Consider the following 14,861-nt stretch of genomic DNA (forward strand, 5'->3'; position numbering starts at 1 on the left):
GTCCTCAGGTCGAAAGATCAGGGGCCAAGGTAAGCGACTTGCTGTCTTCTGCCAGAAGCGGGAACGGCAGGTAGGAAATTCGCAAGACCTCCTTCAGACCCAGGTGATAGGTGCCAGCAGGCATCGGCCCTTCGCGCTTCACACTGATCGTCGCCTTTGCGCCAAATGGCCAGCGGCGATCGAAGACGTGCTCCATTTCGGCGAGGCTCAGCGGCCCCTTGCCTTCATCGAAGCGCACGTCGTCGCGCGGCACTGGCTCGCCGTCCACGCTGATCGCCAGGTCGTCGATCATCGACAGCCCCAGGCCGCGATAATATCCCAGCTTGGCGTCGAACGCGAAGCCATCTGCGGTGCTGCGAAGGCTGTCTTCCACGATGATGTATTTGTCGAACATTTAAGTCACTCGCCTGTCAGGGAAACGCTGGCTTGATGCCGGATGGTTGCGATGGCGCAGATCACGCGAAGGCCTTGGCCGGGGCGAGTGCTTCTGCATCGGCGATCAGCCGCTCGAACATCACATGCTGCCGCCGCACCTGCTCACGGCTGTCGACCGGCTGCACGTCCTGCACCCAGCGATTGCCCTCATATTCGCTCGACAGATACCCGTCCCATCCGCCTGCGACCAGCTCGGCGATCACTTCGGCATAGGCATGGGTGGGGTCGGTGCAGTCGGCATCCATCTCATAGAACTTCGCTTGAATGTGGCGGAAATACGGGATGAAATCGCGGATGCGCTTGGGGTTGGCGAACGGGTGGTGGCGTAGCGTTTCGGCCATCGCGACCTCCGCCTTGTTGCCGCGCAGCTTCACCGCGACCTCGTAGATCGTGTATTCGGCCATGATCTTCTGGTCGTGCTGATCGAGGATGAACTGCACGATTTCAGGCCGCGCCCCCTGCCGGATGAAGCGATCGCGGAACACCGGCGGATAGTGCTTCATGAAAATGCCCATGTCGGGCAACAGCCCCAGATGCTTGGTGCCCAGCCGGTCGGCGACTTCAACCGTGCGCAGAATCCAAGCATGGTCCATGTACCACGGCGCATGGACCTCGACCCCCATATGCACGTCGAGGTCTTCGGCATAAGGCACGCAACGTTCCAGAATGTCTGGCCGCACGAACACCAGCACCCGCATGTTGCGGATGCCCAGCCGGTTGCACAGCACCAGATCACGACGGATCGAAGCGACCTGCTCGTCATCGGTCATCAACCGATCCTTGCGCAGCTTGGTGTCCAGGAACATGTCGTAGCAGGTCAATTCGGTGCCGTGCCTGGCCATCATCTCATGCCACTGGCCAATCTCCCGGTCCGAAATTTCGGGGAACGTCGGCATGTTCTGCTCGGGCAAAACCTCAATGCCTTTTGCGCCGATGGATGCCGCGCAGGCCACGCAATCCTCGACCGTCATCTGCCCCAGAAACATCTCTTCCTGAAAGCTGTACAGGCTTACGCCGCGTTTAATCTTGGAAATCATCGGTAAACACGCTCCAATGGCGACGCGGGCAATGCGTCAGGCAGTATCGCTGGCGGACAGGCATAGGCCCGCCCGCCAGCAGGGATCAGAATTCAAAACCGAAGTTGACGCCGACCTGCACCACCGAGTTGAAGTTGGTGAGGAAGCCCGTGCCAAGGCGGCCCTGGTTCGCTTCACCATTGTCGATGCCGAGGAAGGAGGGGACAAACTTGTCGGTGCAGTTGCGGCAGAACAAGGACATCCGCCAGCCGTCATCACTCTTCACGCCAAAGCTGGCACCCAGCGTCTGAAACGCGCCCAGTCTGGTGCCTGGGGCCTGATTGATGGTGAACCACTGCGACGAGCGATGCAGGATATTGCCCTCAACAAATGCGCTGAGCGATCCGTTGACGGTCCATTCGTACTGCGCCTGCGCGGTGGCAACGAACTTCGATGTCGCCGGGGTCACCAAACCGCCAGCATTGAACTGGCGTCCCGTTGGAACGAGGCAGGACGGCGTCGGCTGCCCGATATAGCATTCGGCACCCGGGAAATCCTGGAACTTGGAGTCGAGGATGGTCGCTGCGACATTGAATGTCAGCCCTTCCACAGGGCGCGCGTTGACCGAAAACTCGATTCCCTGGCTCTTTGACGATGCCGCGTTCTGGATGATGCTTGACCCCAATTCCGGGCTGAATGAGGACACTTGCAGGTTCTTGAACTTCGAGCGGAAGGCCGCGATGTTGAGCGTGATCTTGCGGTCCATCAACGTCGATTTCAGGCCAAGCTCAATGTTGTCGTTCGTTTCCGGCTCAACGATCGGCGACACGCCAACCCGTGGCACGTTCTGCGAAAAGCCCGGCCCCTTGTAGCCGCGGCCAAAAGTGCCGTACGCCATGATGTCTGGCGTGAAATTATACTGCGCGCCCAGCCGATAGCTGAAATTGGTGTTCGATGTTTCCGCACTGGCAGTGAGCGGCACGCCCAGCGTCACGAAGTAGAACATCTGGTTCTGCGCCAGATCAATCTTCAGGCGGTCATGCGTCACACGGCCACCGGCGATCAGCTTCAGCCCATCGACGACTTCGTAAGTAAACTGGCCGAACGCCGCATAGCTTTTGCTATCGAGATCGAAATCGAAATCATTACCGATAAAGAACGCATTGCTGCGGCGACATTGACCCGGATTGGTACCGATGCTGGTCGCGCCAACGCAAAAGGGAAAGCCCGGTCGCACTGCCGGACCATAGTTGGCACCGGCAAGGCCGCCCACACTGGACGTATCGGCGCTATAGAAAAATAGGCCAACCTGCCCGGTAAAGCGGTTTTCGGCAGGAAGCGCGACACGCAGTTCGTTGGTGAACTGTGAGTATTTCGTGTCAGACTGGTTGATGTCTACACCCAGCGCTTCGGTATAATCGGTATCGAAATTCTGCTGACGCTCGGCTGCCTTCCAGGCAAAGATATTGCTGATCTCGATGCCCGATGGCAGCTCGTAAGACAGCTTGGCCTGAACCCCACCGCGCTTCACATTGCGGAAAAACTGACCGTTGCCGCCAATAAACAGGTTTCGCTCGCTTGGTACGATGCCAACAGCGTTGAGAAACGGCAATGCACGGGCGGCAGGGGGCAAGCGGAGATAGGGGCGGTCGAAATACGTCGCGATGCCCTTTTCTTCGTTGTAATCGCCAATGACGTAAAGTGACAGTGCGTCAGTAAACTCGACGAGGTATTTCGCCCGCACACCGAACTGCGTCAGGCCGAAATCGCCACCGCCGGTGCCGATGAACTTCACCACCGGATCCTGCGACGAATAGGTCGCGTTGATGCGCAGCGCCGAATTCGCGCTGACCGGCAGGTTGATCGTGCCCTGCCCCACGACACCAAGCCCGTTGGTGGGGGTGGATGGACGGTAGACGCCTTCCAGTTGCAGCTCTCCGCTGGTTTCGCCAAGCACAGGGCGCCGGGTGACGATGTTGAGCAGACCAGCCGATGCGTTCTTGCCGAACAGCAGGCCCTGCGGGCCGCTCAGCACTTCAACCTGCGCGACATCGTAAAACGTACCGACGGCCCCGCCCAGGATCGAGCTGACGAGGTTGACCTCATCCTGCGCGATCGCGACGCTCGATTCCAGCGTTTGCTGGAAAGCCAGCGTGCCGACACCGCGAATGGTGAAGTTGTTTTCGCCGCTGACCTGAAGGCTCGGCGCTGCCTGGCTGAGCTGTGCCAGATTGTTGATGCCGCGCGCTTCGAGCGCTTCTGCGGTCACTGCGGTAACGCTGACCGGAACATCCTGCAGCCGCTCGGCGCGGCGCTGGGCGGTTACAACGATCTCGCCTTCCATGGCAGGTCGCTCAGTCTGATCGGCGGCGGCCACGGCCAGTTGCTGCACGGCGGCCTGGCCATCGGCCTGCGCCAGTGCGGGAGTCGCGGTTCCAAGAAGCAATAAAAATGTCAGCTTGCGCATATGTCGTCCTCTCCTGTTGCCCAGATCTGTCCTACGGCGCTTGGTCCGTGGCGGTCTGGCTTGCTCGTCATTGCCTTGATGGTCTTGGCCGCGCCGGTTTGCATTGACCGGATCGACCCGCATAAATTGGCACCGGAGCGGCCATTTGCATAATTGTTTGTTATGATGCAAAACTACCGTTTTGTGTGATACCTAATCGGGAGCGGGTGATGCGGTTCAAGGGTCTGGATCTCAACCTCCTCGTCGCGCTCGACGTGCTGCTTGAGGAGCAGAACGTATCGCGCGCAGCCGAGCGGATGCATGTCGGCCAGTCGGCGATGAGCGCTGCGCTATCGCGGTTGCGGCACCATTTTGAGGACGATTTGCTGATGGTCACCGGGCGGCGGATGGTGCCGACGGCGCTGGCAGACTCGATGCGTCAGCCCTTGCGCGATGCTATTTTGCATATCGAGTCCGTGGTCGAGATCGAGCGCACGTTCATCCCATCCACCTCGACCCGCACGTTCACCATCGAGATGCCCGATCATCTGGTGCCGGTGATTCTCCCCGCGCTGATGCGCCGCATGTCGGATGAAGCACCGCGTATCGTGCTGGAGGTGAGTCGCCCCGTCGGCGATCCATCGCCCCTGCTGCACAAGGGTGAGCTTGATCTGGTGTTGACGCCGAACATCTATTCCGACCCCGCCTATGTTACCGAGCAACTGGTGAGGAACGAACTCGTTCTGGTGGGCTGGCGCGACAATCCCGCGCTTCAGACGCAGCCGGACCTTGCGACGGTGATGACGCTGCAGCAGGCCATCGTGAAATTCGATCGCGTTCGTCTGGCCAGCATCCTGTCCGAACAGCAGCTTGCGATTTACGGCGGATCTGGCCGCGTGGCGCTGGTCGCACCGAATTTCAGCTGCATCCCGCCAAGTCTGGTCGGCACCAGCATGGTCGCCGTGCTCAACCGCCGCCTGGTCAACGCCGCCGCACGCGACCTACCCCTGGCCGTATGGGAAGTACCGGTCGCGATGCCATCGATGATGGACGTGATGATGTTCCACCCCATGCGCCGCCAGGACAACGGCCTCGCTTGGCTGCGCGACCAGTTGCGCGAAGCGGTGGCAGAGATGGGCACCTGATCGATCAGATAGGTAGTGAGTGTCGGCTATTTGAAAAACCTGCCGCTTATTATCTCGCCGGGGAATGGCAGCAAAGTCCCAGAAGCGGCATTAATGGAACGCGGCGGCCACAGACTCACAATACGCCGTTCGATGCGAACCTGGGCCTGTCGTCTTATTCCGGAACCGGCCATCCGCAAGTTTGGCGGCTGCCGCGAGACAAGGCTCGCCCTAATCTATCCACTGAGCTGTCATCCCAAGAGCTTGGAAGCTAACCTTTCATAACAGGTTCGAGAAAGCGCTTCGCCTAAGCTGATCCCGCAGCAGCTGGCGCGTGCGGCCCGAGGAAGTGATGGAAGCTGGTGACACACGCCGGGAAGCAGGCGGCCCACGTCCGTAGTGGCGTTGATAGGTGCTACGGTGATAAATCGTAGGGGCAAGAGGGGCTGCCGGGCGGGGCTGGCGGCAGCACAGCGCCAGGGACGTAGTCAGCGAGACGTGACTTCCGACAGTAAATGCTGTCGTCAATGACATGTTCCGAGCGCATCCGCCTGGGTTCGGCAAGCGGCAGATAGAACCCGAAGAGTTTGTGCCGCCGCGTCTCGCGATATCTGGTGCTCTTCGGCAGGATTTCGAGCGGCATCCAGGCGCGGCCCAGCAAATTGTGCATCATCCCAAGCGCGCTGGGCCTGACATATTGATGTTGTGCCATTGGACCTGACGTTCGTGCGCCGGGTCTTGGTTCGCCATAAGCGAGGTGCAGATGCGTGGCAGGGGTAATGACCAGGCCGGCCTTCTTTGCTTCCTCCACCATCCAGATAAGCGGAATTTTGGAAAGCGCGCTCTCGCGTTCGGGATAGCCACCGCCGACATCAGAATGAACTCCTGGGAACCAGCGCTGTTCGATGTCCTGCGCAATCTTCTGACCTGGCTCGAAACGGTTCGGGACGTGCTCCTGTGGCTGCTGCCATTCTGCTACGCGAAACATCCGGCGCCGCTCATCGAGCGCGAGGGCATGCCGGAAGATTTTCACCGCAGGATTGGCGTCAGTGTAAGGCAGCGTCTCCAGGCTTGGCAGCCACATCCGATCGGAGCGGGGAACGAGCACAGAGGCAACCGTATCCCAGCAGCCCATGAAATGGATGGTCGGCGCTCGCGTGCCCATGACCCGCGCAAAATGCCACGCGACAGGCAACGCATTCTCCTTCGCGGCACGCTTGTATGTGGCCAGCGCATTGTCGCACAGATTGATCTGTGACGGGCGGACGAGCCCGACAAGATGGAGCAGTCCGGCGAGGACACGTACCGTCCATGCTCCGCGGCTGAAGCCGAAGAGGAAAATGCGATCCCCTTCCTCCCAGTTCTCGACGAGGAATCGATAGGCACCCAGCACATGGTCGTCGAGGCCGTAGCCGGTCGCAAGGCCGATGACGCTTTCCATCTTCTGGCTCCAGCGAGTCAGCCAGTTGGGGCGCCCGATGGTGCCAATGCCCTGCGCATAATAGACGAGCTGCTTTTTGCCTTTCTGCGCGATGCGGAACAGCTTCAGCACATTAGATATTCGGATGTCTCGGGCATGCTGGGTGAGCGCTCCCCCAAGCTCATTGCCTGTTCCGTCGCACAGAATGACGATGTTGCGTGGTTTTGGTTCGCGCGGCTTTCGCACCATGTTCTCTTCGACAGATACAGCGGGAATGCGAGCCATGTCATTCTGTCCTGTAGTTTGTGTCAGTCCACGAGACCCGAGTAGCCGGCGGTAAGCGGACCGTTCCCGGTGACGCTGATCAGGATATTGTCACATCCACCAGGCGTTTCGTCTGCATCGGGTCCGACCTTGCGGTCCCGCATCTCGCAAGAGCGGGCATCATCCTCGATCCGGAAACCATCTTCGCGGTCGGTGCGCAGAACCTGTCCGCGCCGCTCAAGCTCTTCGACTATGTCTGCATCGGGCAGGCGGACACGGCGATAGGGATATGGCCCTGAAGAGATCGCGTAGACTTTGGCTCCAACCGCATCGAGGAAGCTGGTCCGCGACGATGTCAGGCTGCCGTGATGCCCGACCACGAGCACATCGGCTTTGAGGTCGCTGGCGCAACATTCCAGAAGCTTCGCTTCAATACTGCGCGGGCTGGGAAGGCTCGCAGGTGGTTCGCGCTCTCCACCTTCGGCATCGCCGGCGAGAAGGATGCGCCGGTCGGCAAGGTCAAGCCTGATCACCACGCTGTTACCATTGGGATCTGAATAAGGGTGGGCGTCGCGATAGAGGAAATGCATGCGGGCATCGGCGCCGAGCGCAACCGGTGCGACTGTCATCATTTCGGACTGGCGGACGGTTACAGTCCCGTTGCAGCCGCTACCGGTGAACGTCACGGCGCGACTGCTGTTGGCTGCGATGGCATCATAATAGCGTGAGCCTGGCTCGGCCATGGCCGCTTTCAGAAAATGGCAGTAGCCGTCCGTTTTGTTGACGCGCCCGGATTCCCAGACGTTGTCGATCTGGAAAGCCGCGAACACGCCAGGCATGAGCTGGAGATGGTCCTTGTGCGGATGGCTGAGGATGAGGTGGTTTATCCGGACCAGGTCGGGCCGCGCCGCGCGTATGTAAGCGACGACACGGTTTTCTTCCCCGTCATGCAGATCGTCCTGGCTGCCCGCATCATACAGGACAGCGTACCCCGGGCCTTCGACGAACACAGCCAGGCCTGTGCCCACATCAATGACGTGCACCTTGTGTGCTGAACCGGGGAGGGGCGCTTCACCTTCCTCAGGCAGAACGATCGTCCACGCCTTGCTCACGTAGCCCCGCGTTCCATCCTCGAGAGCAACGATATACCAGCCGCTGACCTCGCCGACCAACGTCGCACTCTCTCCCGGGCGGAGCCGGGCGAGAATGGCAGTATCAGTGGATGGGCCCTCGCGGACCAGTACCGCGCTAGACACGCGTGCGCTCGGCGCGACATCGTCAGCCCTGGCAGGCGCAGTCGCCATAGCCATAAGACAGACCAGCAGGGCAGCTATGCAGGATCGAAGATTCATAAGACCCCCTCCGGGATCAGATTGTATGCGGTATTGCTCCGCATGGACAGCGATGCCTCTATAAGGGAGCGGCGAGACTGATCCAGATTGGAGCCTTTGCCGTCCCGGTGGAGGGAGTATGGTCCTTGGCGGTAGTAGCTTTCCGTACTGCCGGGCCGTGTGGGGGCAATCGCCAGAAAGCAGCAGCTTGGTTAGAACAGCTGTTGGTGGATAGTGAGCGCTTTCGATTGGGAAAGGTTGTCAGTCTAAATGGCCGAATCGGTTTGCCATGAGTGCCTGAGCAATGTAATGAGGAAGTAAGAGACAAATAATTCTGAGAACCCGAACCCTTAAAGAAATTATTTTTAGTGCCACGATTTGTGCCACCGAGAAAAACCAAATTTCCTTTAAAAAACAATATCAAATCGTTATTTGATGTTATTGCGTTCTCTTCTGGCACCATTTTTCCAGGCGGGCGAGCTATGCTTCCGTCGGCCGGAAAATCCTCACACTCAATCTTCGGTTGGCAACGGTGTGCGCGTGAAAGCGCGTGCCGTTTTGCGTCGTTGTTCAGCGCAGCAGTGGTTAGGCGAAGCGGTCGGCGAGGCGCAGGAGGTCGGCTTTGCGGCGGACGCCGGTGCGGTCGTAGATCTGCCCCAAGAACACCCGTGCGGTGTTGCGACTGATCGACATGATGCGGGCTGCTTCGTCGAGTGAGTAAACGCTCCGCATGATCTGCAAAAGTTCGGCCTGCCGGCGGGTCAGACCGAAAGAGCACATGAATATCTGTTCGGTTTCGCTGTTGTGCTTGAGGTACGTCACCTCGATCGCCGCGAGCTTTGCCCACTCCGGTCCCGTGACACCTGATATGTTGAGAATTGTGTTGGCGATCGCGGTCTTGTGCGTAATTTGGACGTCATGATGCGGCGGAGGGTTCTGGAACACGGCGGCAATCGCGTTGCTGAAGTCCATATGGAGCGCGGTCAGCCGGTGTTCGTCGTCAAGCCTTGCCAGCCCCGTCAACGGTAGCCGATACCGGGTCTTGTCATCGACATCCGTCACAAGCAGCGTTTCATCGACGCAGAAATCAAAGCAATCGATGTTACGCAGCGACAGCGCAGGACCGAGAGCATGACGGCGGTTGTGACCATCCAGCCGGACCATTGCGTTGACCGCATTCAGCTTGTCATAGAATTTCGAGAAGAACTGGATGAGGTTGGCGTCGCACTCCAGCTTTCTGTCGCGATGCACTGCGAGCATGATCCGCGCATCACCCACACACGGCATCACCAGGATGGCGGCATCGCGCGGCGCGTTCGACTGCTTGAGCCAGAGCCAGAATTCGTCCTGCTCTTCGGCTGGCCCAGAAGTCTGGAAATCTTCGTTGAAAATGACGCCGTGTCCCGGCGTGTTCTGGACAAACGCCAGCCGCGGATCGATCCGGTGATAATAGCTCGCATAGGCATCGACCGTCGCCTTGTCGAAGCCCAGCGCGCCCAGCGACGTCACCGACTGGTTGTTACCAAAAACCAGGTCGAGAGACATCCGTTCCGCACCCACCAGGGGTGCCATCAGTCCAAGCGCTTGCGACCAACTGATCGACCCCAAGGCTGCCTCTGCAATGTACTCGTCAAGCTTGTCGAACTGGTTGGAGACGATGATCATGTTGCGATCATTGGCCCTCGGCGGATGATCGGAGAATGGTATAATCCTCGCGGCCGTCGATCGACACCGTGAGCTTTACGCTCCACTCGTCCGATCCGCCAAAACGGATGTTGCTCATCACATTGCCTGCCGCGCCGATTGCACTGAACGAGCTGGTGTTGGCGGTGCGGTTTGACGACCCCGATTCGGATTCGATCCGAAACCGGCCCGGACAGGCGCAGCTTGAGGTCGACACGACCTTGGCTTCGACGAGCGGGCCGTTCTGCTGGACGATCAATGTTACGGGTTGGTCAGTGGGCAGTGCGGGGGAGGGTGTCATGGAATCTTCCAGTGAAGAGGCCTGCGCCGTGCCGAGGCACGCAAGAGTGAGCAGGCCGGCAAGCAACCATCGGGACTTATTCGGGAACAGCCGCATTGATCACCCCCAATATGACGTCGATGGCATTGGTGGCATCGGCTGGAATGTCCGTGCCGGTTTCGCTCGCCGGAGGTTGGCGACCGCCTTGGTCGGCGGTGACCGTGGCCGCAATCGCCAGGTCTTCATTGCTGAGGTCCGCGCTGCGTCCGGCGGCCAGCCTGCGCGCGGTGGCATCGGTGGTGTCGCCGGTTGCGGATGTCGAAAACTGCTGCGCGAGCAGCCTCTGCTCGGCAGACAGCTGCGGACGGCCCCTTCCGGCAAACTCGCCTGCCCGGGTTTCAAGCGGATTGGCACATACATCGGGGCCGCTGCCATCTGGCGCGTCATCGCAGGCATCATTGCCCTCGAGGCGCTGGGGTGCCAGCTGGCCGCGATCTTGCCCTGCAGATGTCAGCTGATTGGAAACCGAGGGTCTGCCCAACTGGACAGGCACCTGGTTGGCTCCGGTGATCCCGCGGGTATCGGGGCGCTCATTCGAAACCGCCGGAACGTCGAGTGAACGATCCTTAGCCATCGCCTGGTCGCTCGATACGGCGAGGCTGCGGTCGGAAGCTTGGTCCGGTTCGGCGGCGACGCTGTTTGTATCGCGTGGATCTTGAGCATCCTGCGCGGATGCGCCGGGAAGAAGCTGGGTCGACCCCATCGCCGCCAGCACCAGCAACGCAAGAACGGCAAAACGTCCCAGAGCCCGAGGACCCGGAAAATATCGCCATAGCGTTGTCAAGGACGGCGGTTGAGCCACTTAGTTGCCCCCGTTGGACTGCGTGATCGAGATGGCCTGATTTCCGCTCTGCACGATCTGCAAATCGGAAAGCCCGTTACCGTCCTGCACCCAACGCAGTTGATTGGCCGACCCATTCTGGGTTGCGGTCATCGCGTTGTTGTCACCGGTCTGCACCAGTTCAGCGCGATTGTCGGATCCGGCCTGGTTGAGCTCCATTTTATTTCCCATTCCCTGCTGGGCAAGGACTGCGCCATTCAGATTACCGACTGTTGCAAATTGATCAAGCAGGATCGCATTGTTCTCGCCATCCTGCTCGGCGACGGCGATGTTGCCGCCGCCAGATTCGGCGGTCTGCCGTACGACGAAGCTGTTGAGCAGGCCTGCCTGATCGACCTCGAGATAGGCGATGCCTTCGCCTTGCTGATCGACCCTGGCGGTGCCTTTGTCGCCGGTCTGGGTGATGCTTGCGAACTGGTTGGACGAACTCTGGCTGATGCTGGCGTCATTCGCGTCGCCGATCTGCATCACATAGGCGCTCGTCCTCAGGGGTTCGGGCCGTGAAATCGTGATCGACTGTGAAGATGTGCCCGATACGCAGGATCCGCTGGTTGCAGCAGAGCAGGGGTCGCCCGCAGGCGTCTGGGCAAAGGCCCCATGCGCGGCCATAACACAAGCCACCGTCATCAGGCTGAGCTTCGTCAGGGTGTTGCGCATGGGTGTATTCCTTTTCAGTTGGTCGAGGTGACCCTGCATCCTGGATAGGCCGGATACAGGGTCACATCAGGTCAGATGACCCCAAGGACCGAAGTGATCAAAACCCCTGGGTGACGGTGGCGCTATGGCCGGTGCCGCCCTGGGTGATGTTCGAGGTGTTGAAGTCGGAGTTCTGCGTGACAGTGGCCTGATGTCCGCTGCCGGTCTGGACGATCGTCGAGAGATTGTCCTCGCCGTACTGTGACACGTTTGCCGTCTGGCCAATGCCGCTCTGGTTGATACCCGAAACATTGTTCGCGCCGAGTTGGACTACGTCAGCATTGAGTTCAATTGCACCACCGTTGCCGGTCTGCATGATCATGCTTTCGTTATTGCCGTTGTCACCCTGAAAGACGTCGGCCGAAAGGCCGGTGCCCTGCTGGTTGGTCAACGCACGGTTGGCGTCAGAGATCTGGATGATCGACGCGGCGTTATCGCTGCCATTGTCGCCACCCTGAATGATCCGAGCACCGTAGGCGAAGCCATTGCCACCGACGTTGTTCGATCCGATTTGCTGGATCGTTGCGCTCTGGTTTTCACCGCGCTGGGTGGTCAAGGCCGAGTTGTCGTTGCCTTCCTGCGTGATGCTCGCCATCTGGTCTGCACCGAAGCCGGTATCGAACAGCCCACCGAGGAAGCCACCGCGGTCACGACCCTGATCGATTTCGGCTTCGTTGCCGCTGCCAGGCTGGGTGATCGATGCAGTCTGATTCTCACCGCGCTGGGCGATTTTGGCAAGGTTCTCGTTGCCCTGCTGGTCGACGAACGCATTGTGGTTGCGACCAACGCCGCCACCCTGATCCACAGTAGCGATATTGTCGCCACCACCCTGGAGCACAGCGGCGTTCTCGTTGAAGCCACGCTGTACGACGGTTGCGGTGTTGTCGCCACCATCCTGACGGATGTCAGCGGTGTGGTCGGAGCTGGCATTTGCGCCCTGATCGATCGAAGCGAAGTTGTCGTTGCTGCCCTTCTGTTCGATGAAGGCTTCATGCAGGCCGCCGGCCTGACGAACAACGGCTTCGTTGCCGTCGCTCAGCTGGACGACCCCGGCTGCGGTCGAATTGCCGATGCCGTTACCGGCGCCACCCTGGATGATGTCGGAATCGTTGCCCGAGCCCTGCTGCAGCACGTTGGCGACGTTCGCGCCAAGCCCGGTCTGCACCAGTGTCGATCCGTTGAAGCCACCGCTCTGCGTGACGACGGCCTGGTTCAGTCCGCTGCTCTGCGTGAGAGTCGATTCATTGTTGCTTCCGCTCTGCACGACATCGGCGGTGTTGAGGTTGCCCGACTGGGTCACCGTCGAAAGGTTGTCGTCCCCGGTCTGGGTCACGTCGGCGGTGTCGAGGTCGCCGGTCTGGTTCACTGTCGAGATGTTTCCAAGGTTTTCCTGAGTGACGGTCGCAGTTCCAAAATCGTTGGTCTGGCTGACGTTCGACAGGTTCTTGGTACCTGACTGCGTAACCGTTGCGGTGTTGTTGTCATCGCTGCTGCCGACACCGTTGTCCTGCTCGATGTAGGATTCGTTGCTGTTGCCCGACTGGGTCAGCGTTGCGGAATTGTTGGCACCGCCCTGATCGATTTCCGAGTAACCGAAAACACCGGTCTGGGTGACAGTGGCGTCACCGTTAGTGCCCGACTGGTCAGCGATCGATGTGTTGTTCTGCGCCATAGCGGGAACGGCGGTGAGAAGCGCCAGCGACGATGCACTGAGCATCAAAAACTTTTTCATGATTTTTCTTCCAAAAGAATGCCCTGGCTGGCGCCCCCGTCCGGACGCCAGCCAGAAACATTATGTCTTAGTTAACGCCGGGGGTTCCCTGGATCACCGTTGCAGTGTTTCCGGTACCAGTCTGGCTAACGCTTGAGTCGTTGAAGTCGGAGAACTGTGACACGGTAGCGCTATGGCCAAAGCCGGTTTGGGTGATGTCCGAGACATTGAAATCACCAGTCTGGGTCAGTTCGGCGGTATTTTCGGCACCGTTCTGAATAATCGACGATTCATTGTCATCGCCGCTCTGGATCGCGGTCGCATCATTCTCAGACGCAACAGCATTGATCAGATTATTCGTCTGACTGATTGTGCTGCTATTGTCGCTACCGCTCTGGTTGCTCGAAGCCGTCATAAGTCGAGCACTAGTGGTTGAATCACCGCCAAACTGAGTGATTGTGCTAGTATTGTCGTCACCACCCTGAGTGATATTGGCAACTACGACACGCGGATCAGGGCCGCCCGGAGGGTTTGGGGCATTACTAACAGACTGGGTGATCGTGGCAGTGTTGTCATCGCCAATCTGGCTAACGAAAGCTTCCGAAAGCTGACCGCTTTGAGTGACGGTCGATACGTTGTCGTCGCCCGTCTGATTCACACCGACAAGCGCGGCAGAGATATCACCCGACGAGTTGTCGAACCCCGACTGAACTACCGTCGACAAGTTGTCGTTGCCGCCCTGGTTAACATTAACTTCACCGCTCGAACCGGACTGCGTAACGAACGACTGGTTATCAAGACCGCTCTGGGTCACCAGCGCTTCTTGGCTGTTGGTCTGGAAGTTAGTTGGGGTAGGGCGCCCCTGAATTACAGACGAAAAGTTTCCGTTAGCTGACTGAATGACGGTAGCCTTAGATCCATCGGAAGTCTGACCAACTTCCGAAGTGCTTCCGGTGCCGATCTGTGTCACCGACGCGGTGCCGCCAGCCTGGTCCTGCTGATTGACTGTCGAAGAGTTCAACTGACCGGTCTGTTCGACTTCGGCAAAGTTGGTGTTGACGGCAGTGCCGTTGGTGCCCTGTGTCGTCGTTGCGGTGTTGCCGTCGCCAGCTTGGGTAATGCTAGCCTCATTCTTGTCTGCAGTACCAACGGCATTGCCGAACTGGTTGATTGTCGCGCTGTTGGTTGCGCCCGCAGCATTGTCATTGTCCTGCGTTACTGACGCAGTGCTGAAGCTGCCCGACTGATTGATATCGGAATTATTGGCTGCCGTACCGAACGTAGGTGATCCGGCAGGGTTGGTTTCCTGATCAACGGTGGCGGTGTTGTTGTTGCCATCCTGATCGACATCCGAGACGTTTTCATTACCCACTTGGGTAACTGTGGCACCCATGCTGGCACCGTCCTGAGTGATGACCGAAGTTTGCGACTGCGCCATGGCAGGGGCAGCGAACATCAGCGCAAGCGCCGAGACGGAGGTATAGATGGAGGTCTTCATGGTTGATAATCCTCTTTCAAAGGGTCATAACCATGCTGCTCCGAAAGCGGACTGCC

The 14,861-nt window shown here is 59.2% G+C and carries 12 protein-coding genes; 1 reads left to right on the top strand and 11 read right to left on the bottom strand.

The annotated features are described in order from the left end of the window. Positions 1-4: 4 nt before the first annotated feature. The 3 genes from IEW00_RS04320 to IEW00_RS04330 all read right to left on the bottom strand — a co-directional run bounded on the left by IEW00_RS04320 (position 5) and on the right by IEW00_RS04330 (position 3,918). The gene (locus IEW00_RS04320) at positions 5-394 is read right to left on the bottom strand and encodes a C-glycoside deglycosidase beta subunit domain-containing protein (protein WP_188513172.1); all 390 of its coding nucleotides are present in this window, start codon (positions 392-394) and stop codon (positions 5-7) included. Between the two features lie 61 nt (positions 395-455). Beyond that, positions 456-1,472 (bottom strand): sugar phosphate isomerase/epimerase family protein, encoded by a 1,017-nt coding sequence (locus IEW00_RS04325; RefSeq protein ID WP_229736809.1) that lies wholly within the window; start codon positions 1,470-1,472, stop codon positions 456-458. Positions 1,473-1,557: 85 nt separating this feature from the next. Further along, a complete protein-coding gene (locus IEW00_RS04330) occupies positions 1,558-3,918 on the bottom strand; it encodes a TonB-dependent receptor (RefSeq protein WP_188513173.1) in 2,361 nt (786 codons plus the stop codon). A gap of 209 nt (positions 3,919-4,127) precedes the next feature. Here IEW00_RS04330 and IEW00_RS04335 point away from each other — a divergent pair, with 209 nt between their 5' ends. Beyond that, complete coding sequence (locus IEW00_RS04335; protein ID WP_188513174.1) at positions 4,128-5,042, top strand: LysR substrate-binding domain-containing protein; 915 nt, start codon at positions 4,128-4,130, stop codon at positions 5,040-5,042. Between the two features lie 394 nt (positions 5,043-5,436). Here IEW00_RS04335 and IEW00_RS04340 read toward each other — a convergent pair whose 3' ends face one another. The 8 genes from IEW00_RS04340 to IEW00_RS04375 all read right to left on the bottom strand — a co-directional run bounded on the left by IEW00_RS04340 (position 5,437) and on the right by IEW00_RS04375 (position 14,805). Further along, the gene (locus tag IEW00_RS04340; protein WP_229736810.1) at positions 5,437-6,726 is read right to left on the bottom strand and encodes a T6SS phospholipase effector Tle1-like catalytic domain-containing protein; all 1,290 of its coding nucleotides are present in this window, start codon (positions 6,724-6,726) and stop codon (positions 5,437-5,439) included. Between the two features lie 23 nt (positions 6,727-6,749). After that, entirely contained in the window at positions 6,750-8,057 is a 1,308-nt protein-coding gene (locus tag IEW00_RS04345) for an MBL fold metallo-hydrolase (RefSeq protein WP_308419310.1), read from the bottom strand. 564 nt (positions 8,058-8,621) lie between these two features. Continuing rightward, a complete protein-coding gene (locus IEW00_RS04350) occupies positions 8,622-9,701 on the bottom strand; it encodes a helix-turn-helix transcriptional regulator (RefSeq protein ID WP_188513176.1) in 1,080 nt (359 codons plus the stop codon). A 7-nt stretch (positions 9,702-9,708) separates the two neighbouring features. Beyond that, the gene (locus IEW00_RS04355; protein ID WP_188513177.1) at positions 9,709-10,020 is read right to left on the bottom strand and encodes a hypothetical protein; all 312 of its coding nucleotides are present in this window, start codon (positions 10,018-10,020) and stop codon (positions 9,709-9,711) included. Between the two features lie 76 nt (positions 10,021-10,096). Continuing rightward, complete coding sequence (locus tag IEW00_RS04360) at positions 10,097-10,780, bottom strand: hypothetical protein (protein ID WP_188513178.1); 684 nt, start codon at positions 10,778-10,780, stop codon at positions 10,097-10,099. An 81-nt stretch (positions 10,781-10,861) separates the two neighbouring features. Next, positions 10,862-11,557: a hypothetical protein gene (locus tag IEW00_RS04365; RefSeq protein WP_188513179.1), complete on the bottom strand. Its 696-nt coding sequence runs from the start codon at positions 11,555-11,557 to the stop codon at positions 10,862-10,864. Between the two features lie 97 nt (positions 11,558-11,654). Then, positions 11,655-13,328, bottom strand: a complete 1,674-nt coding sequence (locus IEW00_RS04370; protein ID WP_188513180.1) for a beta strand repeat-containing protein — start codon at positions 13,326-13,328, stop codon at positions 11,655-11,657. 67 nt (positions 13,329-13,395) lie between these two features. Continuing rightward, complete coding sequence (locus IEW00_RS04375) at positions 13,396-14,805, bottom strand: beta strand repeat-containing protein (protein ID WP_188513181.1); 1,410 nt, start codon at positions 14,803-14,805, stop codon at positions 13,396-13,398. Positions 14,806-14,861 lie beyond the last annotated feature (56 nt).

This window comes from Blastomonas aquatica (genome assembly GCF_014639875.1).
GTDB lineage: Bacteria > Pseudomonadota > Alphaproteobacteria > Sphingomonadales > Sphingomonadaceae > Blastomonas > Blastomonas aquatica.

What these genes read in the sequence shown, in the direction of transcription:
- IEW00_RS04320 (WP_188513172.1), bottom strand. Translation starts at nt 394, where the DNA reads ATGTTCGACAAATACATCATCGTGGAAGACAGCCTTCGCAGCACCGCA.
- IEW00_RS04325 (WP_229736809.1), bottom strand. Translation starts at nt 1,472, where the DNA reads ATGATTTCCAAGATTAAACGCGGCGTAAGCCTGTACAGCTTTCAGGAA.
- IEW00_RS04330 (WP_188513173.1), bottom strand. Translation starts at nt 3,918, where the DNA reads ATGCGCAAGCTGACATTTTTATTGCTTCTTGGAACCGCGACTCCCGCA.
- IEW00_RS04335 (WP_188513174.1), top strand. Translation starts at nt 4,128, where the DNA reads ATGCGGTTCAAGGGTCTGGATCTCAACCTCCTCGTCGCGCTCGACGTG.
- IEW00_RS04340 (WP_229736810.1), bottom strand. Translation starts at nt 6,726, where the DNA reads ATGGCTCGCATTCCCGCTGTATCTGTCGAAGAGAACATGGTGCGAAAG.
- IEW00_RS04345 (WP_308419310.1), bottom strand. Translation starts at nt 8,057, where the DNA reads ATGAATCTTCGATCCTGCATAGCTGCCCTGCTGGTCTGTCTTATGGCT.
- IEW00_RS04350 (WP_188513176.1), bottom strand. Translation starts at nt 9,701, where the DNA reads ATGATCATCGTCTCCAACCAGTTCGACAAGCTTGACGAGTACATTGCA.
- IEW00_RS04355 (WP_188513177.1), bottom strand. Translation starts at nt 10,020, where the DNA reads ATGACACCCTCCCCCGCACTGCCCACTGACCAACCCGTAACATTGATC.
- IEW00_RS04365 (WP_188513179.1), bottom strand. Translation starts at nt 11,557, where the DNA reads ATGCGCAACACCCTGACGAAGCTCAGCCTGATGACGGTGGCTTGTGTT.
- IEW00_RS04370 (WP_188513180.1), bottom strand. Translation starts at nt 13,328, where the DNA reads ATGAAAAAGTTTTTGATGCTCAGTGCATCGTCGCTGGCGCTTCTCACC.
- IEW00_RS04375 (WP_188513181.1), bottom strand. Translation starts at nt 14,805, where the DNA reads ATGAAGACCTCCATCTATACCTCCGTCTCGGCGCTTGCGCTGATGTTC.